Origin of the sequence: Streptomyces sp. NPDC101160 (genome assembly GCF_044768205.1) — a bacterium.
Taxonomy (GTDB): Bacteria; Actinomycetota; Actinomycetes; order Streptomycetales; family Streptomycetaceae; genus Streptomyces.
This window is the reverse complement of sequence record NZ_JBIWPJ010000004.1, coordinates 688,809-712,457: the sequence shown is the minus strand read 5'-3', so window position 1 is coordinate 712,457 and position 23,649 is coordinate 688,809. Positions and strand designations below refer to the sequence as shown.

Genomic DNA, 23,649 nt, shown 5'->3' with positions numbered 1-23,649 from the left:
GTCAGAAGAACCTCGGGTCGTCGAACGCGCCGGTGGAGAGCAGGTACACGTACAGGTCGCAGACCGCGACGCTGATCAGGGAGGACCAGGCGAGCAGCATGTGGCGGTGGTTCAGCCGGCCCGCCCAGGTCCACAGCCGGTAGCGGACGGGGTGCTTCGAGAAGTGCCGCAGCCGGCCGCCGACGACGTGCCGGCAGGAGTGGCAGGAGAGCGTGTACGCCCAGATCAGCACGATGTTGACGAGGAAGACGAGCGTCCCGAGCCCGGCGTGCCCCCAGGCGTAGTGCTCGTCCCGGAAGGTCAGCACGGTGTCGTAGGTGAGGACGCCGGCGACCGGCAGCGCCAGGTAGAAGAAGTAGCGGTGGACGTTCTGCAGGATCAGCGGGAAGCGGGTCTCGCCGCTGTACGCGCGGTGCGGTTCGGCGACCGCGCAGGCCGGGGGAGAGGCCCAGAAGCCCCGGTAGTACGCCTTCCGGTAGTAGTAGCAGGTCAGCCGGAAGCCGAGCGGGAAGATCAGGATCAGCAGGGCGGGGGAGAGGACCCACCAGCTGCCGAAGAGCGCCCAGTTGGGTCCGCCGCGCATCGGGACGCAGTTGTCCGCGAGGCACGGAGAGTAGAACGGCGAGACATAGGGCGCGTGGTAGTAGTGCGCGTTCGCGAAGGCCCGCCAGGTCGAGTAGGCGACGAAGGCGAGCAGTCCGGCGGCGGTGGCGGCCGGCGCCAGCCACCAGCGGTCGGTGCGCAGATGGCGAGCGGCGAGGGAGGCGCGCCCCGGAGAGCGCACCCCCGTCGCCGTTCCGGTTCCTGGGGGTTCGGTACCTGTGGCCAACAGGGCCTCCTGGGGTCCGGCCGGTCGGTGACCTACTGCTACGGCGCGTGGCGGTCGGGGGCGCCCAAGCCCTCGTCGTCGGTGCCGGTCCACTTCTCGAAGTCGTACGGGGCGTCAGGGATCGTCACCATGCTCTCGGCGCGGTCCCCGGACGGTGGCCGGGGCGCGGCCCGTTCCGTCCCGACGCGGTGTTCCAGCTCCTCGACCGTGCGCTCCAGGTCCTGCAGACGGCGCTTGACGGCCGCCAGGTCGTCCTGAACGGACATGGTTGCCCTCACTTCCGCGAGCGACTTCCGCCAGGGCGGGACTCACGCGAGTGTCGCGCGTCACATCCCGCTTGTGAAGCCGTGTGCACGTGATTCCACTCGTCCGGAGCGCCCCGGCGGTCGGGCGATTGGGCCGCACGAGTGGGGTTGGCCGGTCGTGCCGCCGTGTCGCCGTCACCGGATCCGCTCCGTCCTTTTCAGTGTATGAGCAATAGGTGTGATCATCTCCAAATGGCATGAAACCGGACGAAGGGGTACAAGTCATGGCCCAGGTCGGCGCCCCTCGCGGGAGGACGAGCTTCCGCAGCCCCCGCTCCCGCACGCTCCGCTCCGCCGCCACCCTCGGCAGCGCGGTGCTCGCCCTCGCCGTGCTGGCCGGATGCAGCTCGGGTGACAGCGGCGACGAGCCGCCGGCCGCCGCCCAGGACGACGCCCCGGCGACCCGCGACAAGGTCGCCGACGGAGGGACCCTGCGGTGGGCCGTCGACGCGCTGCCCACCACGCTCAACGCCTTCCAGGCCGACGCCGACGGCGCCACCGCCCGCGTCGCCGGCGCCGTGCTGCCCGCCCTGCACACCCTCGACGAGCGCGGCCGGCCCCGGCTCAACCCGGACTACCTGGAGTCCGCGCAGGTCATCGAGACCGAGCCCAAGCAGGTCGTGCTCTACAAGCTCAACCAGCAGGCGGTGTGGAGCAACGGACGCGAGATCGGCGCCCCCGACTTCGTCGCCCAGTGGCGGGCGCTCAGCGGCCGCGACTCCGCCTACTGGACGGCCCGCAACGCCGGCTACGAGCGGATCGAGAAGATCGAGCGCGGCAAGAACGACCTGGAGGTCCGGGTCACCTTCGGCAAGCCGTACGCCGACTGGCGCGCCCTCTTCTCCCCGCTCTACCCCAAGGAGGTGACGGGCTCCCCGAACACCTTCAACGACGGCGCCCGCACCTCCCTCGCCGCCACCGCAGGACCGTTCCTGCTGAAGGGCATCGACCGCACGGCCGGCGCCGTCACCCTCGTCCGCAACCCGCGCTGGTGGGGCCAGACCGCCAAACTCGACTCCCTCGTCCTGTCCGCCGTGCCGCGCGCCGAGCGGGCCACCGCGCTCGCCGCCGGCAAGCTCGACCTCGCCGACATCGACCGCTCCGCCGCCGAACGGATCGCGCTCGCGGTACGGGACGCCCGGGCCGCCCGCAGCGGTGCGCAGGCCCTCACCCACGGGCCCGGCTCCGCGATCAGGCCCGCCGCCGCCCTGAAGTCCTGGGCGCTCGCCAACGGCTCCGACGAGGAGAAGGCCGCCGAGGTGCGGGCCGCCCGGGAGAAGAACCAGCAGGCCATCGCGCGGTACGCGGCGGAGCAGGGCGGCCTCGCGAAGTTCGTGGTCCGCAAGTCCCTGGAACCCGCCTACACCCAGCTCTCCCTCAACGGGGAGTCCGGTCCGCTCGCCGACGAGCGGGTGCGCCGCGCGGTCGCCCGCGCGATCAACCGCCAGGAGCTGGCCGACACCGTCCTCAAGCCGCTCGGCCTGCCGGCCAGGCCCCCGGGCAGCCACCTGGCGCTGCTCGGCCAGCCCGCCTACGCCGACAGCAGCGACGCGCTCGGCGAGCAGGACACCAAGGAGGCGCGGGCGCTGCTCGCCGACGCCGGCTGGGTGCCGGGCGGCGCGCTGAAGAAGCCGGCCGCCGGTACGAAGGCGGGCAGCGAGGCCGCCGGCAAGGGCGCCAAGGGAGCCACGGCCGAGGAGAAGAAGGCCGCGGAGAAGAAGGCCGACGACAAGAACGACAGCCCCTCCGACGAGGGCCTCTACATCGTCGGAGACGACAAGCCCGGAGACGACAAGCCCGGCGACCGCCCGGCCGCCGCCCCGCAGCTCGGCGCCACGGGCCCCGAGAACGGCAGCGACATCCTGGCCCCCGCGCCGTCCGCCGCCCTCCAGAGCGCCGCCCTGCTCCGCCAGGCCGAGGCCCTCGACACCGGCGTCCGCTCCCAGGGCAGGACGGAGAGCAGGACCGAGAGCAAGCCCCAGGCCAGGACCGAGGCCCAGTCCCAGGTCGAGGCGCACCCGGCCAGGCCGGTCGCCGGCGCCTACGCCCCGCGCGGCAGCGCCGCCCCGGCCGCCCCCGCCGCCGTGGACGCCGCCGCGCAGGCGCTCGGCAAGGACGGCAAGCCGCTCAGCCTGCGCTTCGTGCTGCCGTCCGGGCCCGGCTCGGAGGCGCTGCGGGCGGTCGGCGACCGGATCGTGCAGATGCTGGACGCCGTGGGGATCCGTACCGAAGTGACCAAGGTCTCCGACGACAGCTTCTTCAAGGACCACATCGCCTCCGGCGACTACGACCTGGCCCTCTTCTCCTGGCCCGCGACCGCCTTCCCGGCCACCGACGCCCGGCCCATCTACGCCAAGCCCGAACCGGCCTCCGACGGCTCGCTGCTCGTCGAGCAGAACTACGCCCGCGTCGGCACCGACCGCATCGACCAGCTCTTCGACCAGGCGGCGGCCACCCTCGACGAGGCGGAGGCGCGCGACCTGGTCCGCCAGGCCGACGCCCGGATCTGGGCCGCGGCCGGCTCCATCCCGCTCTACCAGCGCCCCCAGCTGGTCGCCGCCAAGTCCGACCTGGTGAACGCCGGCGCCTTCGGCTTCGCCGCCCCGCGCTACCAGGACATCGGCTTCAAGAAGCCCGAGCCGGCGCAGGGCGCGGAACGGAACGCCCGGAAGTAGCGCATTACCCGAAAGTAGCCGAAAGTCAAAATCGCAAGCTCAGAAGCAGCTCAATTGCCTTGCCCGCCGGTACCGCCGGCGGGCAGGATCACGTTCGCCCCTTGACCCGGCAGCAGGACCCCGCTGTTCCCTCCCCACCCCCGCGCTCCCGCGCAAACCCCCTAGTAGACCCTCTCGGATCCCCTCCGGGGAAGCCCCTTGCACGGCGGCCCCGTACCATAGGACATAGCCGTGGCGCGTCCGCCCGGCGGGCGTAAGAGGAACTGACGCCGATTCCCACGATCCGAGAGAAGCGCAAGCCACCCATGCCCACGCGCCACGACATCCGTAACGTCGCCATCGTCGCCCACGTCGACCACGGCAAGACGACCATCGTCGACGCCATGCTCAAGCAGGCCGGTGCCTTCGCCGCCCACCAGCAGCTCGACGACCGCATGATGGACTCGAACGACCTGGAGCGTGAGAAGGGCATCACGATCCTCGCCAAGAACACGGCGGTGAAGTACCACCCCAAGGACGGCGGGGCCCCGATCACGATCAACATCATCGACACCCCCGGCCACGCCGACTTCGGTGGCGAGGTCGAGCGCGGTCTGTCGATGGTCGACGCCGTCGTCCTGCTGGTGGACGCCTCCGAGGGTCCGCTGCCGCAGACCCGTTTCGTGCTGCGCAAGGCCCTCCAGCAGCGCAAGCCCGTCATCCTCTGCATCAACAAGACGGACCGCCCCGACTCCCGGATCGACGAGGTCGTCAACGAGACCTACGACCTCTTCCTGGACCTGGACGCCGACGAGGACCAGATCGAGTTCCCGATCGTCTACGCCTGCGGCCGCGACGGCATCGCCTCGCTGACCAAGCCGGAGGACGGCACGGTCCCGGCCGACTCCACCAACCTGGAGCCGTTCTTCTCCACGATCCTGGAGCACGTCCCGGCCCCGTCGTACGAGGAGGGCGCGCCGCTCCAGGCCCACGTCACCAACCTCGACGCCGACAACTTCCTCGGCCGCATCGCGCTGCTCCGCGTCGAGCAGGGCGAGCTGCGCAAGGGCCAGACGGTCGCGTGGATCAAGCGCGACGGCTCGATCCAGAACGTCCGCATCACCGAGCTGATGATGACCGAGGCGCTCACCCGCAAGCCGGCCGAGGTCGCCGGCCCCGGTGACATCTGCGCCGTCGCCGGTATCCCGGACATCATGATCGGCGAGACCCTGGCCGACACCGAGAACCCGGTCGCGCTGCCGCTGATCACGGTGGACGAGCCGGCCATCTCCATGGTCATCGGCACCAACACCTCCCCGCTCGTCGGCCGTGGCGGCACGGGCAAGGGCGCGGACGCCAAGACCGCGGTCAAGGACCGCAAGGTCACCGCCCGCCAGGTGAAGGACCGCCTGGACCGCGAGCTCATCGGTAACGTCTCGCTGCGCGTCCTCGACACCGAGCGCCCGGACGCCTGGGAGGTGCAGGGCCGCGGCGAGCTGGCGCTGGCCATCCTGGTCGAGCAGATGCGCCGCGAGGGCTTCGAGCTGACCATCGGCAAGCCGCAGGTCGTCACCCGGGAGGTCGACGGCAAGATCCACGAGCCGGTCGAGCGCATGACGATCGACGTGCCCGAGGAGCACATGGGCGCCGTCACCCAGCTCATGGGTGTCCGCAAGGGCCGCATGGACAACATGTCGAACCACGGCTCCGGCTGGGTCCGCATGGAGTTCGTCGTTCCGTCCCGTGGCCTCATCGGCTTCCGTACGGAGTTCCTGACCCAGACCCGCGGCACGGGCATCGCCCACTCGATCCACGAGGGCCACGAGCCCTGGTTCGGCCCGCTGCAGACCCGTAACAACGGCTCCCTGGTCGCCGACCGCGCCGGTGCGGTCACCGCGTTCGCGATGACCAACCTCCAGGAGCGCGGCGTCCTCTTCGTGGACCCGGGCACCGAGGTGTACGAGGGCATGATCGTCGGTGAGAACTCGCGCTCCGACGACATGGACGTGAACATCACCAAGGAGAAGAAGCTCACCAACATGCGCTCCTCCTCCGCCGACTCCTTCGAGGCGATCGTCCCGCCGCGCAAGCTCTCGCTGGAGCAGTCGCTGGAGTTCTGCCGCGACGACGAGTGCGTCGAGGTCACCCCGGAGGCCGTCCGCATCCGCAAGGTGAACCTGGACCAGCGCGAGCGCGCCCGCGCCGCGTCGCGCGCCAAGAACGGCTGATGAACGGCTGATCGAGCGGAAGCTCACGTTCAAGGGCTCGGCCCCCCGCACCATGTGCGGGGGGCCGAGCCCTTTTCAACTTTTCGTCAAGTTGGTTGGAGCGGCCGGGCGTCCGGATATCGGTCGTCGCTCTCCGGAACGTGTGTTAACGGTCCGTTTCGTCGCTGTCTGTCTGTGCTCGCTTTGTCCGGATTTCGGTCTTCGGTGGCGTGGCGATGTTGTCAAAACGAGACCACTTAAGTGTGGTTTACGGCCCGGACGTACTTAATAGTTGGCTCCATTGAGCTCGGGTCAATGGGTCACGCACTGTGGGGAGTGCCGACTCACGAGCACACTCGAGGCACTTGGATGCAACGCCGTCAGGGGTGTCGGCAGCGCACATGGAGTGCCTCTCTTGTAGTGACAAAGTGGACTCATGAGGAGGAACCCATGCGCGGTGCCAAGAGCGCCAAGTGGGTAGCGGGCGCGATCGTTGTCGCCCTGGCAGCGACCGCCTGTGGCGGGGGCAAGAGCGACGGCGGCTCCGACGCGAAGGGCAAGGTCGACCCGAACGGGATCTACTCGATCGAGCTCGGCGAGCCGGAGAAGCCGCTGTACACCGGTGACACGATGGAGTCCAACGGCTCCGCGGTCATGAAGGGCCTGTACTCGAACCTGGTCGACTACAAGGCCGACGGCTCGCTCGAGATGGTCAACGCCGAGTCGGTCACCACGACGGACTCGAAGACCTGGACCGTCAAGCTCAAGCCGGGCTGGACCTTCCACGACGGCACTCCGGTCACGTCCAAGTCCTTCGTGGACGCGTGGAACTGGAACGCCAACATCAAGAACGCCATGGGCCTCTCGTCCTGGTTCGCCGACATCAAGGGCTACGACAAGGTCCACCCCGAGGACGAGAAGGCCAAGCCGACCTCGGACAAGCTCGACGGTCTGAAGATCGTCGACGACACGACCTTCACGATCGAGCTGACGAAGCCGGTTCCGTACTTCGCGCACAAGCTCGCGTACATCGCCTTCGCGCCGCTGGCCGAGTCCTTCTACAAGGACCCGAAGGCCGCGGGCCAGCACCCGGTCGGCAACGGTCCCTACAAGTTCAAGAGCTGGGACCACAAGAAGCAGATCGAGATCGTCCGCTTCGACGGCTACAAGGGCCCGGACAAGGCGAAGAACGGCGGTGTGGTCTTCAAGAACTACACCACCCTCGAGGCCGCCTACGAGGACCTGAAGTCGGGCAACGTCGACGTCCTGCGTCAGCTCGCCCCGAAGGACCTGCCGGTCTACCGCCAGGACCTCGGCGACCGCGCCGTGGACCAGCCGTACTCGGCCATCCAGACCATCGCCGTCGCCTTCTACGCCGACCAGTGGAAGAAGCCGAAGCTGGTCGACCCGCGCGTCATCCAGGGTCTGTCCATGGCGATCGACCGCGCCACCATCACCAAGACGGTGCTCAACGGCACCCGCGAGCCCGCCACCGGCTGGGTCGCCAAGGGTGTCCTGGGCTTCCAGGAGAACGCGGCCGGCGACGTCACCAAGTTCGACCCCGCCAAGGCCAAGGAGCTCATCAAGGCCGGCGGCGGCGTCCCGAACAACAAGATCTCCATCCAGTACAACGCGGATGGTGGTCACAAGGAGTGGGTGGAGGCCGTCTGCAACTCCATCCAGCAGGCGACCGGCGTCCAGTGCGTCGGCGACGGCAAGCCGGACTTCCAGGCCGACCTGACGGCCCGTAAGACCAAGCAGGTCAAGTCCCTGTACCGCTCCGGCTGGGTGCTCGACTACCCGGTGAACGCCAACTTCATCTCGGACCTGTTCCGTACGGGTGCCGGCGGCAACCAGGGCGACTTCTCCAACAAGAAGCTGGACGCGGAGATCGCGGCGGCCGACAACACCAAGACGCTGGACGAGTCGGTCAAGGCGTACCAGGCCATCGAGAAGGACCTGGTCAACTACATGCCGTCCATCCCGCTCTGGTACTACAAGGTCAACGCGGGCTACTCGGAGCGAGTCTCCGGCGTGGCGTACGGCCAGGACGGCGACCCGATCCTGACCGGCGTCGAGGTCAAGAAGTAATCACCCAAGCGTAGTCCGCTCGCCGAACGCGGAGTTGACGGACCGTCGACTCCGCGTCCCGGCGCCTTATGCAGTGGCTGGGGGGCCCTTCCACGACATCGGCATGCCCGGAAACGGGCATGCTGTCGAGGGAGGGCCCGTCGGCTGCGGCCGTCACATCTCAACGGAGGCATGATGGGGCGCTATGTCGCACGACGACTGCTCCAGATGATCCCGGTCTTCCTCGGGACAACCCTGCTGATCTTCCTCATGGTGCACAGCCTGCCCGGTGATCCCGTGCTGGCGATGTTCGGTGACAAGGGTGCGGATCCCGCGACCCTCGCCGCCAAGCGTCATGAGCTGGGTCTCGACAAGTCACTGCCGGAGCAGTACTTCGTCTATATGCGGGACATGATCCTGCACCTGGACTTCGGCAGCCAGATCCGCAACGGTCGCCCGGTCACCGAGGTCCTTGGAGACGCGTTCCCCGTCACGCTCCAACTGGCTGCCCTGGCCTTCGCGTTCGAGCTCATCTTCGGCATCGGCCTCGGCATCATCGGTGGCCTGAAGGCCGGCAAGCTCGCCGACAACGCGATCCTGATCTTCACCCTGCTGATCATCTCGATCCCGGTCTTCGTGCTCGGCTTCATCATCAAGATGGTGTTCGCCTTCAACCTGGAGTGGATCGCCCCGAACGTCAGCAACGACGTTCAGTGGTCCGAGCTGATCGCCCCGGCGATCGTCCTCGGCGGTCTCTCCCTCGCGTACGTGACCCGGCTGACCCGCACCACGATGGCGGAGAACCTGCGCGCCGACTACATGCGCACGGCCGTCGCCAAGGGCCTGCCGAAGCGCCGCATCATCGGTGTCCACCTGATGCGCAACTCGATGATCCCGGTCATCACCTTCCTCGGCACCGACATCGGCGCGCTCATGGGCGGCGCGGTCGTCACCGAGAAGATCTTCAACATCAAGGGCGTCGGTGGCCTGATCGCCGAGTCGATCTCCCGTCGCGAGGGCGGGACCCTGGTCGGCCTCGTCACCATCCTGGTGATCGTCTACCTCGTCACCAGCCTGCTCATCGACCTGCTGTACGCGGTCCTGGACCCGAGGATCCGGTATGCCTGACGTGACCAAGACCGCCTCCGCCGTCGAGGACGCCGTCGCCGCTCCGGCACCGGCCGAGACCGCGGCCCCGGCGAAGCAGGAGAAGGCCCGCTCCCTGTGGGGCGACGCCTGGCGCGACCTGCGGCGCAACCCGTACTTCATCGTCTCGTCGGTGCTGATCCTCTTCCTGCTGACGGTCGCCGCCTTCCCGAGCATCTTCACCAGCGCCTCGCCGACCGCCGGTGACCTGGTGAAGCACTACCTGGGCCAGCCGGACCTCGGCCACGTCGGCCAGCCCGACTGGCTCGGCTACGACGGCCAGGGCCGCTCCGTGTACGCCCGCATGATCCACGGCACCCGTGCCTCGATCATCGTCGGCATCACCGTCACCGTGATCGTCACCGTCGTCGGCGGCCTCATGGGCATGATCGCCGGCTACTTCGGCGGCGTCTGGGACGCGATCCTCTCCCGGATCACCGACATCTTCTTCGGTATCCCGTTCCTGCTCGGCGCCATGGTCGTCCTGCAGTCCTTCGAGGACCGCACCGTGATGGTCGTCGTCGGCGCGCTGGCCTTCCTCGGCTGGACGCAGATGGCCCGCGTCATGCGCGGTGCCGTGATCACCGTGAAGCAGTCCGACTACGTGCACGCGGCCAAGGCGCTCGGCGCCGGCACCACGCGGATCCTGTTCAAGCACATCCTGCCGAACGCCATGGCACCGGTGATCGTCGTCGCGACCATCTCGCTCGGCGGCTACATCTCCGCCGAGGCGACCCTGTCCTACCTGGGTCTCGGCTTCGCCTCGCCGACCGTCTCGTGGGGTGTCGACATCTCCACCGCCGTCGACCAGATCCGCGTTGCCCCGCACATCCTGCTGTGGCCGTCGATCATGCTGAGCATCACCGTCCTGGCGTTCATCATGCTCGGCGAAGCCGTCCGCAACGCCCTCGACCCCAAGATGCGCTGAGGAGGGCGTACAACGTGAGCACCATCGACAAGACCGCGGCCGTACCCGCGCCGCGCGACGGCGCCGACCACACCGGTCCGCTCCTCGAAGTCCGTGACCTGCACGTCGAGTTCCACACCCGCGACGGTGTGGCCAAGGCCGTCAACGGCGTCAACTACTCCGTCGACGCCGGCGAGACGCTCGCCGTCCTCGGCGAGTCCGGCTCCGGCAAGTCCGTGACCGCCCAGGCGATCATGGGCATCCTCGACATGCCGCCCGGCAAGATCCCGCAGGGCGAGATCCTGTTCCGCGGCCAGGACATGCTCAAGATGTCCTACGAGGAGCGCCGGAAGATCCGCGGCCGCAAGATCGCGATGATCTTCCAGGACGCGCTGTCCTCCCTGAACCCGGTCCTCACCGTCGGCTACCAGCTCGGCGAGATGTTCCGGGTGCACCACGGCCTGTCCAAGAAGGACGCCACGGCCAAGGCCGTCGAGCTGATGGACAAGGTCAAGATCCCCGCCGCCAAGGCCCGGGTCGGCGACTACCCGCACCAGTTCTCCGGCGGTATGCGCCAGCGCATCATGATCGCGATGGCGCTCGCCCTGGAGCCGGACCTGATCATCGCGGACGAGCCCACCACGGCGCTCGACGTGACGGTCCAGGCCCAGGTGATGGACCTGCTCGCGGAGCTGCAGCGCGAGTACAACATGGGTCTGATCCTGATCACCCACGACCTCGGCGTCGTCGCCGACGTCGCGGACAAGATCGCCGTGATGTACGCGGGCCGGATCGTCGAGCAGGCGCCGGTGCACGAGCTCTACAAGCGCCCGGCGCACCCGTACACCCGCGGTCTGCTCGACTCGATCCCGCGCCTGGACCAGAAGGGCCAGGAGCTCTACGCGATCAAGGGCCTGCCGCCCAACCTGCTGAAGATCCCGTCGGGCTGCGCCTTCAACCCGCGCTGCCCCAAGGCCACCGACATCTGCCACACGGAGATCCCGGCCCTGGTGCCGGTCACCGAGCAGGACGGCGGCGAGCTGCCGGGCCGCAAGAGTGCCTGCCACTTCTGGAAGGAGACGATCCATGGCTGAGACCACCAAGAACGACAAGGCCGAGGTCGTGTCCGAGGAGGCGGCCGTGGCCGCGATCGAGACCCCGGCCAAGCGCGGGGAGCCGATCCTCCAGGTCCGCGACCTGAAGAAGCACTTCCCGCTGACCCAGGGCATCCTCTTCAAGAAGCAGGTCGGTGCGGTCAAGGCCGTGGACGGGGTCTCCTTCGACCTCTACCAGGGCGAGACCCTCGGCATCGTCGGCGAGTCCGGCTGTGGCAAGTCCACGGTCGCCAAGCTCCTGATGAACCTGGAGCGGGCCACCGCGGGCGAGGTCTTCTACAAGGGCCAGGACATCACCAAGCTGTCCGGCCGCGCCCTCAAGGCCGTGCGCCGGAACATCCAGATGGTGTTCCAGGACCCGTACACCTCGCTGAACCCGCGCATGACGGTCGGCGACATCATCGGCGAGACCTTCGACATCCACCCCGAGGTGGCCCCGAAGGGCGACCGGCGCCGCAAGGTGCAGGAGCTGCTCGACGTCGTCGGTCTGAACCCCGAGTACATCAACCGGTACCCGCACCAGTTCTCCGGCGGTCAGCGCCAGCGCATCGGCATCGCCCGCGGCCTCGCGCTCAACCCGGAGATCATCATCTGCGACGAGCCGGTCTCGGCCCTGGACGTCTCCGTCCAGGCGCAGGTCATCAACCTGATGGAGAAGCTGCAGGACGAGTTCAACCTCTCCTACATCTTCATCGCGCACGACCTGTCGATCGTCCGGCACATCTCGGACCGCGTCGGCGTCATGTACCTCGGCAAGATGGCCGAGATCGGTACGGACACCGAGATCTACGACCACCCGACGCACCCGTACACCCAGGCGCTGCTCTCCGCGGTGCCGGTGCCGGACCCGGACGCCCGCGAGAACCGCGAGCGGATCATCCTCACCGGTGACGTGCCCTCGCCGGCCAACCCGCCGTCGGGCTGCCGCTTCCGCACCCGCTGCTGGAAGGCGCAGGACATCTGCTCCACCGAGGTCCCGCTGCTGGCCGTCCCGGAGCGTTTCCGGGGTCAGGACACCCCGGCCGCGCACGAGTCCGCGTGCCACTTCGCCGAGGAGAAGACGGTTCTCCCCGTCTGATCCACCCGGTGCCCCACAGGGCCCCGGCACCCCCACGGAGGGTGCCGGGGCCCTGTGCTTTCGGTGGGCCGGTCGCCGTGCGCCGCCGCCCGCCGCGGCCGGTTCATCCGGACGCCGTAAAAGTGCACTCCCGTCAATATCAGGTGATATTGGGGCCTAAGTCAGCATCAGGACATTCGGGAGGCACTCCATGCGCGGAGCCACGCACGCCAAGTGGGCCGCTCTGGCCACCGCCGTCGCCCTCGCGGCGACCGCCTGCGGCGGTGGCGGCGACGGCGGCGGTGGCGGCGGGGGTGCGAGCGGTGTCGTGACCTCCTCGTGGGGCGACCCGCAGAACCCGCTGGAACCGGCGAACACCAACGAGGTCCAGGGCGGCAAGGTCCTCGACATGATCTTCCGCGGGCTCAAGCGGTACAACCCGAAGACCGGCGCGGCCGAGAACATGGTCGCCGACAAGATCACGACCACCGACTCGGCCAACTTCACCGTGACCCTCAAGGACGGCTGGACCTTCTCCAACGGCGAGAAGGTCACCGCCAAGTCCTTCGTCGACGCCTGGAACTACGGCGCCGGCCTGAAGAACAACCAGAAGAACGCCTACTTCTTCAGCTACATCGAGGGATACGACAAGGTCCACCCGGACAAGGGCTCGCCGACCGCCACCACCCTGTCGGGCCTCAAGGTCGTCGACGACAAGACCTTCACCGTCAAGCTGACGCAGAAGTTCTCGACCTTCCCCGACACCCTCGGCTACGCGGCCTACTCGCCGCTGCCCCAGGCGTTCTACGACGACCACTCCGGCTGGCTCGCCAAGCCCATCGGCAACGGCCCCTACACCGTGGACTCCTACTCGCGGGGCTCCCAGATGGTGCTGAAGAAGTGGGACGGCTACCCCGGTCCCGACAAGGCCCAGAACGGCGGCATCACCCTCAAGGTCTACACCGACAACAACACCGCCTACACCGACCTGACGGCCGGAAACCTCGACCTCGTCGACGACATCCCCGCCTCGCAGCTCAAGAACGTCTCGGCCGACCTCGGCGACCGCTACATCAACACCCCGGCCGGCATCATCCAGACCCTCGCCTTCCCGTTCTACGACCCCGCGTGGAACAAGCCCAACCAGAACAAGCTGCGCCAGGGCCTGTCGATGGCCATCGACCGCAAGCAGATCACCGAGACGATCTTCAACAAGACCCGCACCCCGGCCCAGGACTGGACCTCGCCCGTCCTCGGCGAGAAGGGCGGCTTCAAGGACGTCTGCGGCGACTTCTGCGTGTACAACCCCACCGAGGCCAAGAAGCTCGTCGCCGAGGGCGGCGGCATCCCCGGCGGCACGATGAAGATCTCGTACAACGCCGACACCGGCTCCCACAAGGAGTGGGTGGACGCCGTCTGCAACTCCATCAACCGGTCCCTCGGCAACAACAAGGCGTGCGTCGGCAACCCCATCGGCACCTTCGCCGACTTCCGCAACCAGGTCACCCAGTCCAAGCTCAACGGCCCCTTCCGGGCCGGCTGGCAGATGGACTACCCGCTGATCCAGAACTTCCTGCAGCCGCTGTACTACACGGGCGCCTCGTCCAACGACGGCAAGTACTCCAACCCGCAGTTCGACAAGCTCGTCAACCAGGCCAACGCCGAGACCGACATCGCCAAGGCCGTCGGGCTCTTCCAGCAGGCCGAGGGCGTCCTCCGCGACGACATGGGCGCCATCCCGCTCTGGTACCAGAACGGCAGCGCCGGCTACTCGGACCGGGTCGAGAACGTGGCCCTGAACCCGTTCAGCGTCCCGGTCTACAACGAGATCAAGGTCAAGTGACGCCGTAGCAGGCCGACGGCGTACGGCCCGGCCCGCGGCCCCCCGCCCGCGCCGGGTCGTGCTCCTTCCTCCCGCCCGCCCGTCCCGGATTCCCCACCTTTGGAGGCCCCCGTGGGTCGATACGTGATCCGGCGGCTGCTGCAGATGATCCCGGTCTTCATCGGCGCCACCCTGCTGATCTTCCTGATGGTGAACGTGATGGGCGACCCCATCGCCGGCCTGTGCGGCGAGCGCCAGTGCGACCCGGCCACCGCCGCCCAGCTGAAGAAGGAGTTCGGCCTCGACAAGCCCGTCTGGCAGCAATACCTGACCTACATGGGCAACGTCTTCACCGGCGACTTCGGCACCGCCTTCAACGGCCAGCCGGTCACCGAGCTGATGGCCGACGCCTTCCCCGTCACCATCCGGCTGACCGTCGTCGCCATCCTCTTCGAGATCGTCATCGGCATCACCCTCGGCGTCGTGACCGGCCTCAAGCGCGGCCGCCCCGTCGACACCACCGTCCTGCTGCTGACCCTGGTGGTGCTCTCCGTGCCCACCTTCGTCACCGGTCTGCTCATCCAGTACCTGCTGGGCGTGGAGTGGGGCTGGATCAAACCGGCGGTCTCGCCCGAGGCGCCGTTCAACGAACTCATCGTCCCCGGACTCGTCCTCGCCTCCGTCTCGCTCGCGTACGTCACCCGGCTCACCCGGACCTCGATCGCCGAGAACAAGCGCGCCGACTACGTCCGTACGGCCGTCGCCAAGGGCCTGCCGCGCCGCCGGGTCATCACCCGTCACCTGCTGCGCAACAGCCTCATCCCCGTGGTGACCTTCATCGGCGCCGACATCGGCGCCCTCATGGGCGGCGCCATCGTCACCGAACGGATCTTCAACATCCACGGCGTCGGCTACCAGCTGTACCAGGGCATCGTCCGTCAGAACACCCAGACCGTCGTCGGCTTCGTGACCGTCCTCGTCCTGGTGTTCCTCCTGGCCAACCTGCTGGTCGACCTCCTCTACGCCGTACTCGACCCGAGGATTCGCTATGCCTGAGCCCCTTGAGCCGCTGGAGTCGTACGGTGAGGAAGGACGCGCCGTGGCCTCGACAGGTGCCGGAGGCGCGGCCGACTTCGGTACCGCCGACGCGGAGACCCTGGAGAAGCGCCTCGACAGCCCCGAGGGCGGAGCCGACAGGAAGCCGCGCTCGCTGTGGTCCGACGCCTGGCACGACCTGCGCCGCAACCCCGCCTTCATCATCTCCGGGCTCGTCATCCTCTTCCTGGTCGTCATCTCCATCTGGCCCTCGCTCATCGCCTCCGGAGACCCCCTCGACTGCGACCTCTCCAAGGCCCAGGAAGGGTCCCAGCCCGGCCACCCCTTCGGCTTCAACGGCCAGGGCTGCGACGTCTACACCCGGGTCGTCTACGGCGCCCGCACCTCCGTCACCGTCGGCGTCCTCGCCACCCTCGGCGTCGCGCTGCTCGGCAGCGTCCTCGGCGGGCTCGCCGGCTTCTTCGGCGGCGCCTGGGACGGGATCCTCTCCCGGCTCACCGACGTCTTCTTCGCCATCCCCGTCGTCCTCGGCGGCCTCGTCCTGCTGTCCGTGGTGACCAGCTCCACCGTCTGGCCCGTCATCGGCTTCATGGTGCTGCTCGGCTGGCCACAGGTCTCCCGCATCGCCCGCGGCTCCGTCATCACCGCCAAACAGAACGACTACGTCCAGGCCGCCCGGGCCCTCGGCGCCTCCAACTCCCGGATGATGCTGCGCCACATCACGCCCAACGCGGTCGCCCCCGTGATCGTCGTCGCGACCATCGCGCTCGGCACCTACATCGCCCTGGAGGCGACCCTGTCGTACCTCGGCGTCGGCCTGAAGCCGCCGACCGTCTCCTGGGGCATCGACATCTCCTCGGCGAGCCAGTACGTCCGCAACGCGCCGCACATGCTGCTCTGGCCGGCCGGCGCGCTCGCCGTCACCGTGCTCGCCTTCATCATGCTCGGCGACGCGGTGCGCGACGCCCTCGACCCCAAGCTGAGGTAGCCGATCATGCTGCTCGAAGTGCGCGACCTGCACGTGGAGTTCCACACCCGGGAAGGGGTGGCCAAGGCGGTCAACGGCGTCAACTACTCCGTCGACGCAGGCGAGACCCTCGCCGTGCTCGGCGAGTCCGGCTCCGGCAAGTCCGTCACCGCCCAGGCGATCATGGGCATCCTCGACACGCCCCCCGGGAAGATCAGCGGCGGCGAGATCTTGTTCCAGGACCAGGACCTGCTGAAGCTCAAGGAGGACCAACGGCGGAAGATCCGCGGCGCCAGGATGGCGATGATCTTCCAGGACGCCCTGTCCTCCCTCAACCCGGTGCTCAGCGTCGGCGAACAGCTCGGCGAGATGTTCCGGGTCCACAAGGGGATGTCGAAGAAGGACGCCCGCGCCAAGGCCGTCGAGCTGATGGACCGGGTGCGCATCCCCGCCGCCAAGGAGCGCGTCGGGCAGTACCCGCACCAGTTCTCCGGCGGCATGCGCCAGCGCATCATGATCGCGATGGCGCTCGCCCTGGAGCCGGACCTGATCATCGCCGACGAGCCCACCACGGCGCTCGACGTCACCGTCCAGGCCCAGGTCATGGACCTGCTCGCGGAGCTGCAGCGCGAGTACAACATGGGCCTCATCCTCATCACCCACGACCTCGGCGTCGTCGCCGACGTCGCGGACAAGATCGCCGTGATGTACGCGGGCCGCATCGTCGAACAGGCCCCCGTCCACGAGATCTACAAGGCCCCCGCCCACCCCTACACCAGGGGCCTGCTCGAGTCGATCCCGCGGCTCGACCAGAAGGGCCAGGAGCTCTACGCGATCAAGGGCCTGCCGCCCAACCTGCTGAAGATCCCGCCGGGCTGCGCCTTCCACCCGCGCTGCCCGCTCGCCCAGGACGTGTGCCGCACCGACGTCCCGCCGCTGTACGACGTCACCGAATCGCCCGTACCCCGCTCCAGCGCCTGCCACTTCTGGAAGGAGTGCCTCCATGGCTGAGGCGATTCTCCAGGTCCGCGACCTCGTCAAGCACTATCCGCTGACCCAGGGCATCCTCTTCAAGAAGCAGGTCGGCGCGGTCCGCGCGGTCGACGGCGTCGACTTCGACCTCGCCGCCGGCGAGACCCTCGGCATCGTCGGTGAGTCCGGCTGCGGCAAGTCGACGGTCGCGAAGATGCTGGTCAACCTGGAGACGCCGACCTCCGGCTCCATCTCGTACAAGGGCGAGGACATCACCAAGCTGTCGCCGCGGGCGCTGAAGGCCGTGCGACGCAACATCCAGATGGTGTTCCAGGACCCGTACACCTCGCTGAACCCGCGCATGACGGTCGGCGACATCATCGGCGAGCCGTACGAGATCCACCCGGAGGTCGCGCCCAAGGGCTCGCGCCGCCGCAAGGTGCAGGACCTGCTCGACGTCGTGGGCCTCAACCCCGAGTACATCAACCGCTATCCGCACCAGTTCTCCGGCGGCCAGCGCCAGCGCATCGGCATCGCGCGGGGACTGGCGCTGCAGCCCGAGATCATCGTCGCGGACGAGCCGGTGTCGGCGCTCGACGTCTCCGTGCAGGCGCAGGTGGTCAACCTGCTGGCGCGACTGCAGGACGAGTTCAAGCTGTCGTACGTCTTCATCGCGCACGACCTGTCGATCGTGCGGCACATCTCCGACCGGGTCGGGGTCATGTATCTGGGCCGGATCGTGGAGATCGGATCCGATGCGGAGATCTACGAGCACCCGACGCATCCCTACACCCAGGCGCTGCTGTCGGCGGTCCCGGTGCCCGACCCGGAGGCGCGCGAGCACCGCGAGCGCATCCTCCTGGCCGGCGACGTCCCCTCGCCGGCCAACATCCCGTCCGGCTGCCGCTTCCGTACGAGGTGCTGGAAGGCGCGGGAGCGGTGCGCCCTGGAGGTCCCGCTGCTCGCGGTCCCCGCGGAGTTCCGGCTGACGGACAGCCCGGCGAAGCACGACTCGGCCTGCCACTTCGCGGAGGAGAAGACGGTGGTGCCGCCGGAGGAACCCGAAGAGCCTTAACGCGGAGGCAACTTGATGGAATCGGATCCGATATACGGACTCCGGATCCTGTATCCAGTACGGCCGTGCGGGTGCCGTTCGGTCAACCGGGGCGCACGATGTCGCCCCGGTTGACCACCCGCCCGCATCAACGTGACGCATATGCCCGCGGCTTTGCGGAACTCCTTGTTTCGGTCGTTGGCAACCGTGAGTATCGGCTCCGTGACTGTGACACGTACGGCACGTCTCACCGGCGCCGCCCTGTGCGGCGCGCTCGCGCTCGTCCTCGTCGTCTGGCTGCTGCGCGACCTCGCGACCTTCGGCCCGACCCCCGAACTCCTGCGCTTCTGGGCGGGTGACCCCACCGTCCGGGTGCACGGCACCACGGCGACCTCGCTCGTCGACCCGCTCCTGCTCGTCGCGTACGTCGTCACCGCCGTCACCGCCCTGCGCTCGCCGCTCGCCGGACCCGCGCTCGCCGTCACCGGAACCACCACGCTCGCGCTGCGGCTGCCCGGCCTGTGGGCCTCCGGAGTGGAGGCGCTCGTCACCACGCTGCTGAGCCTCGGGCTCGCCACCGGACTCGCCGTCACCGCGGCCGCCGGCCGGGAGGGCGCGGGGCGGGAGGGCGCGGGCCGGGAGGGCGCGGGCGGCGGCGACGGGCCCGCCCGGGCGCCCACCCGGCCCCGTACCGGACCCGCCGTCGCCGCGGGGATCCTGTGCGCGGGCGGCGGACTGATCTGGGCGGCCTGGGAGGCGCGTTGGGCCGCACTCCTGCCGCCCGAGTACACGATCAGCCGCTTCACCGGCGCCCCCGCCCTGCTCCTGCCCTCCCTCGCCGTACCGCCCGGCTGGCTCGACGCCGTCCTCGTCCTGCTGCTCCTCGCCGCCGCGGGCAGCGCCTTCGCGCGGGCCCGGCACACCCGGCCGCTCGGCCTGCTCGGCGGACTGCTCCTGGCCGGCTGCGGAGCCGGCGGGGTCGCCGCGGCGCTGCGGTCCGGCCGGCCACCGCTCGTGCCGGAACCGGACCTCTACGCCCGCCTGTACGACCTCGCCGCCGGCTACGCGCTGCTCGCCGGGCTCGCGGTGCTCGTGCTCCTCGGCCGTTCCTGGCAGCCCCGCCGGGTCCCGTACCGCCCCGTCGCCGCCCTCCCGCCGGCCCCGCCCGCGCACCGCCCGCCCGGCTGGTGACTCATCAGCCGAGACCCAGCGCCCGCTTGAGGAAGTCCACCTGGAGCAGCAGCAGGTTCTCCGCCACCTGCTCCTGCGGCGTCATGTGCGTGACGCCCGACAGCGGCAGCACCTCGTGCGGCCGGCCGGCCGCGAGCAGCGCGGAGGAGAGGCGCAGGGTGTGCGCGGCCACCACGTTGTCGTCGGCGAGGCCGTGCACGATCATCATGGGCCGGGCCGGCTCCCGCGCGTCGACCAGACCGGCGTCCGTGACCAGGGAGTTCGCCGCGTACACGGACTCCTGCTCGTCCGGCAGGCCCAGATAGCGCTCGGTGTAGTGGGTGTCGTACAGCCGCCAGTCCGCCACCGGCGCGCCCACCACGGCCGCGTGGAACACGTCCGGCCGCCGCAGCGCCGCGAGCCCCGCGAGATAGCCGCCGAAGGACCAGCCGCGGATCGCCACCCGCCCCAGGTCCAGCGGGAAGTCGGCGGCGAGCGCCTCAAGGGCCGCCACCTGGTCGTCGAGCGCCAGCGTGAGCCGGTCGCGGACCGCCTTCTCCCAGGCGGGGGAGCGGCCCGGCATGCCCCGCCCGTCCGCCACGACCACCGCGAAGCCCTGCTCGGCGAACCACTGCGAGGTCAGATACGCGTTGTGCGCGGCGAGCACCCGCTGCCCGTGCGGACCGCCGTACGGATCCATGAGCACCGGCAGCGGCCCGTCGCCCGCCGACCACCACGAGGGCAGCAGCACCGCGCAGGGGATCCGCCGCTCGCCCGCCTCGACAAGGCGTGCCCGCGCCGAGAGCACCGGCCGCTGCGCGTACGAGACGACCTCGGCCAGCTGCTTGCCGTCCCGCAGCACCCGCGCCACGCTCCCCGGGGCGTCCGGCCGGGCCGAGGACAGCACCATGACCGCGCCGGACCGCGCGGCCGCGTGCACGCCGGGCGCCTCGGAGACCCGCTCCACGCCCTGTTCGCTCACGCGGTACACATGGATCTCACCGGTCTCCGAAGACGCGTCCGCCCCAGCCGCCCCGTCCGCCCCGGCCGCCTCTCCCGCCGACGCCGAGATCAGGACATCTTCCGCACCGACGTCGAGCACCGCCCGTACGTGCAGCCGGGCGTCCGTCAGCACCCGGTCGCCGACCGCGAGCGCGCGCACCCCGTCCTCGTCCGTGATCCGCACGAGCCGCCCGTCCGCCGTCCAGGCCGGTACCCCGGCGAAGAGTTCCAGCCATGCCGGGTCCTCGTCCACGCGCACCGTCGTCGTCGCCCCCGACTCCGGGTCGACCGCCAGATACGCGTGCGTCCGCTGGTCCCGCGCCTGCACGAGCAGCAGCGGAGCGCCCTCCGACGACCAGTGGACCCGGCCCAGATACGGGAAGGCGGCCCGGTCCCACAAGACCTCGGTGCGGTTTCCGGACAGATCCACGACGAAGAGCCGGACCTCCGCGTTCGCCGTCCCCGCCGCCGGGTAGGCGACCCGCTGCGGCTCGCGCCCCGGATGCGCCGGATCCGCGATCCACCAGCGCTTCACCGGCCGCTCGTCCACCCGCGCGACCAGGAGCCGGTCCGAGTCCGGCCCCCACCAGAAGCCCCGCGTGCGGGCCATCTCCTCCGAGGCCGCGAACTCCGCGAGCCCGTACGTGACGCCGTCCGCCTCCGTCGCCGGATCCGGCTCCGCGAGCGCCCGGTCACCCGTCCCGTCCGCCCCGGTCACCCGCAGCGCCCCGCCCGCCGCGTACGCCACGAAACGCCCGTCCGGCGACGGCCGCGGGTCGATCACCGGGCCCGGCACCGGCAGTTCGCGGGCCGTGCCCGCCCGCAGCTCCGCCGCGAAGAGCCGGCCCGACAGCGCGAACGCCGCCAACTCCACGGCCCCGTCCACCGCGTAGCCCACGACCCCCGCGGAACCCTCCCGGACGCGCTCCCGGCGCGCCCGCTCCTCCGGCGACAACTCCTCGGCCGCGCCCGCGAGCAGCGCCTCCGGGTCCGCCGCGAGCCGCTCCACGCCCTCCCTCAGGTCGAGCACCCACAGCCCGTGCGTCCGGTCCGTCCCCGAACCGGAGCGCACGAACACCACCCGCTCACCGTCCGGCGACACGCTGAACGCACGAGGCGCGCCCAGCGTGAACCGCTGTGTCCTGGCGTACTGGCGAGGAAACGAGATCTGTTCGTGAGACGAAGTCATGTGACCGAAACTAGCGTCCGTGCGCCCCCTCATGCCCCCGTACACCGATCGATGCGATGGCACGGATAGTTATGATCCGTAGCGCTAGGTGGGTAAGCATCCATCGGGCACATGCCAATCGAACGGCCAACCGAACGTCCGACCGAAGAAGTGTGGAGGTGAACCGCCGTGGCACTCTCGATCTCGGTGGTGGTGCTGCTGGCGATCGTCGTCTTCCTGCTGATCCGGAAATCCGGGCTCAAGGCCGGGCACGCCGCGATCTGCGCGCTCCTGGGCTTCTACCTGGCCAGCTCCTCCATCGCCCCCTCGATCAGCACGCTCACGACGAACGTGGCGAGCATGATCGGCGGCCTCAAGTTCTGACCTGTGGGCTTCCGCGTGGTCCCGCCTCGTAGGGTGGGGCCATGACGGATCTCCCAGCCCGTCGTCTGCTCCTCGTGCACGCGCACCCGGACGACGAGTCGATCAACAACGGCGCCACCATGGCCAGGTACGCGGCCGAGGGCGCCCTCGTGACCCTGGTGACCTGCACCCTGGGCGAGGAGGGCGAGGTCATCCCGCCCGAGCTCGCCCACCTCGCGCCCGACCGGGAGGACCGGCTCGGCGAGTACCGCGCCGGCGAACTCGCCGCCGCCATGAAGGAGCTGGGCGTCACCGACCACCGCTTCCTCGGCGGCCCCGGACGCTTCCGCGACTCCGGGATGATGGGCGCGGAGCAGAACCACCGCCCGGGCGCCTTCTGGAACACCGACGTCGACGAGGCCGCCCCGTACCTCGTCGAGATCGTCCGCGAGACCCGCCCGCAGGTCCTCGTCACCTACGACCCCGACGGCGGCTACGGCCACCCCGACCACATCCAGGCCCACCGGGTCGCCACGCGCGCCGCCGAGCTCGCCGCCGACCCCGCGTACCGCCCGGACCTCGGCCCCGCCCACACCATCGCCAAGATCTACTGGAACCGGATCCCGCGCCCGGTCGCCGAGGCCGGCTTCGCGCGGCTGAGCGCCGAGGGCTCCGTCTTCCCGGCCGCGGCCGAGATCGACGACCTGCCCGGCGTCGTCGACCCGTCCCGGATCACCACGGAGATCGCCGGCGGCACCGCGCACGCGGCCCGCAAGACGGCCGCCATGGCCGTCCACGCCACCCAGATCGCCGTCGACGGCCCCTTCTTCGCCCTCTCCAACAACCTGGGCCAGCCCATCCAGACCACCGAGTACTACGAGCTGGTGCGGGGCGAGTCGGGCGCGGCCGCCGGCGAACGCGAGACCGACCTGTTCGCCGGGCTCGCCGGGGCCGACGGGGCCACCGGGACCGGAGCGGGCGCATGAGCGGCATCAGCGCGGGCGCCCGATACGCCTGGTACGCGGGGCTGTTCGTCGTCGGCGCCCTCGTCGGCGCCGCCGGCTCGCTCGTCCAAGCCGCCTGGTTCCCCGCCGGTTTGCTCCTCGCCCTGCTCGCCACGGCCGCCGTCTTCTACGCCGGCCGGCGCGCCACCGGCAACCAGCTCGGCGTCGCCGCGGCGGGCGCCGGCTGGCTGGTCGCCATCGTGCTGCTCAGCTTCGGACGCCCGGAAGGCGACGGCCTGTTCGGCGGCGGGCTCGGCGAGATGGTGTTCCTGCTCGGCGGCATGGCCGTCGCTGTGATGTGCGCCACCATGAGCCGGCTGGCCCCGCCGACCGTGTGAGCGACCCCGCGACCACCCCTGCGAAAAGGCCGAGTTGGTCGTGGCCGAAATGACGGGGGAGTGTCTTGACTTCGGCCGGATTGCCCGTGGCGGATCCACGCCGGGTCGGGTGCGGATCGGCGGCGGCCAGTATGGTGGTGCGCGCCGCCGACCGCCCGGATCACCACGAGCGTCAGCAAGAGCGGGCGGCGGAGTCAACCGGGAGATCCTGCTTTGAGTCGTGAAACTGGTCGAGAGACAGACCGCTCGTCCTCCGGCGCCCAGGGGCGCGGCGGGGCCGCGTACCCCTCGGGCACTCCGCCGTACGGGTTCCGCCCGGGCCAGGAGGGCGCCGAGGACGCCGCCGGCGCGCTGCCGGAGGAGCCCAAGACGGAAACCACGCTGACCACCCGGATCCGGATCAACATCCCGGGTTCGCGGCCGATCCCGCCCGTCGTCGTCCG

Annotated in this window: 19 protein-coding genes; 16 read left to right on the top strand and 3 right to left on the bottom strand. The window is 69.9% G+C overall.

What is annotated here, in order from left to right; genetic code table 11:
• Position 1 precedes the first annotated feature (1 nt).
• A complete protein-coding gene (locus ACIRSU_RS16230; protein ID WP_403792491.1) occupies positions 2–829 on the bottom strand; it encodes a hypothetical protein in 828 nt (275 codons plus the stop codon).
• Positions 830–867: 38 nt separating this feature from the next.
• Complete coding sequence (locus ACIRSU_RS16225) at positions 868–1,095, bottom strand: hypothetical protein (protein WP_403792489.1); 228 nt, start codon at positions 1,093–1,095, stop codon at positions 868–870.
• 263 nt (positions 1,096–1,358) lie between these two features.
• Between ACIRSU_RS16225 and ACIRSU_RS16220 the strand changes: the two genes are divergently transcribed.
• From ACIRSU_RS16220 to ACIRSU_RS16160, 13 genes are all read left to right on the top strand, one after another.
• The gene (locus ACIRSU_RS16220) at positions 1,359–3,809 is read left to right on the top strand and encodes an ABC transporter family substrate-binding protein (protein ID WP_403792487.1); all 2,451 of its coding nucleotides are present in this window, start codon (positions 1,359–1,361) and stop codon (positions 3,807–3,809) included.
• A gap of 305 nt (positions 3,810–4,114) precedes the next feature.
• Positions 4,115–6,016 carry a translational GTPase TypA gene (typA, locus tag ACIRSU_RS16215; protein ID WP_403792485.1) on the top strand — a complete coding sequence of 634 codons (1,902 nt, stop codon included), beginning with the start codon at positions 4,115–4,117 and terminating at the stop codon, positions 6,014–6,016.
• A 429-nt stretch (positions 6,017–6,445) separates the two neighbouring features.
• Positions 6,446–8,086 (top strand): ABC transporter substrate-binding protein, encoded by a 1,641-nt coding sequence (locus ACIRSU_RS16210; protein WP_403792483.1) that lies wholly within the window; start codon positions 6,446–6,448, stop codon positions 8,084–8,086.
• 174 nt (positions 8,087–8,260) lie between these two features.
• On the top strand, positions 8,261–9,193 hold the full coding sequence (locus ACIRSU_RS16205; protein ID WP_403792596.1) for an ABC transporter permease: 933 nt from the start codon (positions 8,261–8,263) through the stop codon (positions 9,191–9,193).
• Positions 9,186–10,139, top strand: a complete 954-nt coding sequence (locus tag ACIRSU_RS16200) for an ABC transporter permease (RefSeq protein ID WP_403792481.1) — start codon at positions 9,186–9,188, stop codon at positions 10,137–10,139. The genes ACIRSU_RS16205 and ACIRSU_RS16200 overlap by 8 nt, the downstream gene beginning before the upstream one ends.
• 14 nt (positions 10,140–10,153) lie before the next feature.
• A complete protein-coding gene (locus tag ACIRSU_RS16195; protein ID WP_403792479.1) occupies positions 10,154–11,212 on the top strand; it encodes an ABC transporter ATP-binding protein in 1,059 nt (352 codons plus the stop codon).
• On the top strand, positions 11,205–12,311 hold the full coding sequence (locus tag ACIRSU_RS16190; protein ID WP_403792478.1) for an ABC transporter ATP-binding protein: 1,107 nt from the start codon (positions 11,205–11,207) through the stop codon (positions 12,309–12,311). The genes ACIRSU_RS16195 and ACIRSU_RS16190 overlap by 8 nt, the downstream gene beginning before the upstream one ends.
• A 190-nt stretch (positions 12,312–12,501) precedes the next feature.
• The gene (locus ACIRSU_RS16185) at positions 12,502–14,133 is read left to right on the top strand and encodes an ABC transporter substrate-binding protein (protein ID WP_403792476.1); all 1,632 of its coding nucleotides are present in this window, start codon (positions 12,502–12,504) and stop codon (positions 14,131–14,133) included.
• A gap of 111 nt (positions 14,134–14,244) precedes the next feature.
• Positions 14,245–15,168 (top strand): ABC transporter permease, encoded by a 924-nt coding sequence (locus ACIRSU_RS16180; RefSeq protein WP_403792474.1) that lies wholly within the window; start codon positions 14,245–14,247, stop codon positions 15,166–15,168.
• Positions 15,161–16,156, top strand: a complete 996-nt coding sequence (locus ACIRSU_RS16175) for an ABC transporter permease (RefSeq protein WP_403792472.1) — start codon at positions 15,161–15,163, stop codon at positions 16,154–16,156. The genes ACIRSU_RS16180 and ACIRSU_RS16175 overlap by 8 nt, the downstream gene beginning before the upstream one ends.
• Positions 16,157–16,162: 6 nt before the next feature.
• Positions 16,163–17,146 (top strand): ABC transporter ATP-binding protein, encoded by a 984-nt coding sequence (locus tag ACIRSU_RS16170; protein ID WP_403792470.1) that lies wholly within the window; start codon positions 16,163–16,165, stop codon positions 17,144–17,146.
• Positions 17,139–18,182, top strand: a complete 1,044-nt coding sequence (locus ACIRSU_RS16165; RefSeq protein ID WP_403792468.1) for an ABC transporter ATP-binding protein — start codon at positions 17,139–17,141, stop codon at positions 18,180–18,182. The genes ACIRSU_RS16170 and ACIRSU_RS16165 overlap by 8 nt, the downstream gene beginning before the upstream one ends.
• A 201-nt stretch (positions 18,183–18,383) precedes the next feature.
• Positions 18,384–19,352, top strand: coding sequence for a hypothetical protein (locus tag ACIRSU_RS16160; protein ID WP_403792466.1), 969 nt, complete (start codon positions 18,384–18,386; stop codon positions 19,350–19,352).
• 4 nt (positions 19,353–19,356) lie between these two features.
• On the opposite strand, the gene ACIRSU_RS16155 is transcribed toward ACIRSU_RS16160, so the two are convergent.
• Positions 19,357–21,522 (bottom strand): prolyl oligopeptidase family serine peptidase, encoded by a 2,166-nt coding sequence (locus ACIRSU_RS16155; protein ID WP_403792464.1) that lies wholly within the window; start codon positions 21,520–21,522, stop codon positions 19,357–19,359.
• A gap of 168 nt (positions 21,523–21,690) precedes the next feature.
• Here ACIRSU_RS16155 and ACIRSU_RS16150 point away from each other — a divergent pair, with 168 nt between their 5' ends.
• Genes ACIRSU_RS16150 through ACIRSU_RS16140 form a run of 3 tightly spaced genes read left to right on the top strand, consistent with a single transcriptional unit; the run spans position 21,691 to position 23,206 of the window.
• On the top strand, positions 21,691–21,885 hold the full coding sequence (locus ACIRSU_RS16150) for a hypothetical protein (RefSeq protein ID WP_046911704.1): 195 nt from the start codon (positions 21,691–21,693) through the stop codon (positions 21,883–21,885).
• A 41-nt stretch (positions 21,886–21,926) separates the two neighbouring features.
• On the top strand, positions 21,927–22,850 hold the full coding sequence (gene mshB / locus ACIRSU_RS16145) for an N-acetyl-1-D-myo-inositol-2-amino-2-deoxy-alpha-D-glucopyranoside deacetylase (protein WP_403792462.1): 924 nt from the start codon (positions 21,927–21,929) through the stop codon (positions 22,848–22,850).
• A complete protein-coding gene (locus ACIRSU_RS16140) occupies positions 22,847–23,206 on the top strand; it encodes a DUF6113 family protein (protein ID WP_403792460.1) in 360 nt (119 codons plus the stop codon). The genes mshB and ACIRSU_RS16140 overlap by 4 nt, the downstream gene beginning before the upstream one ends.
• Positions 23,207–23,649 lie beyond the last annotated feature (443 nt).

Coding starts and splice junctions, on each gene's coding strand:
- ACIRSU_RS16225 (WP_403792489.1), bottom strand. CDS start 1,095: ATGTCCGTTCAGGACGACCTGGCGGCCGTCAAGCGCCGTCTGCAGGAC.
- ACIRSU_RS16220 (WP_403792487.1), top strand. CDS start 1,359: ATGGCCCAGGTCGGCGCCCCTCGCGGGAGGACGAGCTTCCGCAGCCCC.
- typA (WP_403792485.1), top strand. CDS start 4,115: ATGCCCACGCGCCACGACATCCGTAACGTCGCCATCGTCGCCCACGTC.
- ACIRSU_RS16210 (WP_403792483.1), top strand. CDS start 6,446: ATGCGCGGTGCCAAGAGCGCCAAGTGGGTAGCGGGCGCGATCGTTGTC.
- ACIRSU_RS16205 (WP_403792596.1), top strand. CDS start 8,261: ATGGGGCGCTATGTCGCACGACGACTGCTCCAGATGATCCCGGTCTTC.
- ACIRSU_RS16200 (WP_403792481.1), top strand. CDS start 9,186: ATGCCTGACGTGACCAAGACCGCCTCCGCCGTCGAGGACGCCGTCGCC.
- ACIRSU_RS16190 (WP_403792478.1), top strand. CDS start 11,205: ATGGCTGAGACCACCAAGAACGACAAGGCCGAGGTCGTGTCCGAGGAG.
- ACIRSU_RS16185 (WP_403792476.1), top strand. CDS start 12,502: ATGCGCGGAGCCACGCACGCCAAGTGGGCCGCTCTGGCCACCGCCGTC.
- ACIRSU_RS16175 (WP_403792472.1), top strand. CDS start 15,161: ATGCCTGAGCCCCTTGAGCCGCTGGAGTCGTACGGTGAGGAAGGACGC.
- ACIRSU_RS16170 (WP_403792470.1), top strand. CDS start 16,163: ATGCTGCTCGAAGTGCGCGACCTGCACGTGGAGTTCCACACCCGGGAA.
- ACIRSU_RS16165 (WP_403792468.1), top strand. CDS start 17,139: ATGGCTGAGGCGATTCTCCAGGTCCGCGACCTCGTCAAGCACTATCCG.
- ACIRSU_RS16155 (WP_403792464.1), bottom strand. CDS start 21,522: ATGACTTCGTCTCACGAACAGATCTCGTTTCCTCGCCAGTACGCCAGG.
- mshB (WP_403792462.1), top strand. CDS start 21,927: ATGACGGATCTCCCAGCCCGTCGTCTGCTCCTCGTGCACGCGCACCCG.
- ACIRSU_RS16140 (WP_403792460.1), top strand. CDS start 22,847: ATGAGCGGCATCAGCGCGGGCGCCCGATACGCCTGGTACGCGGGGCTG.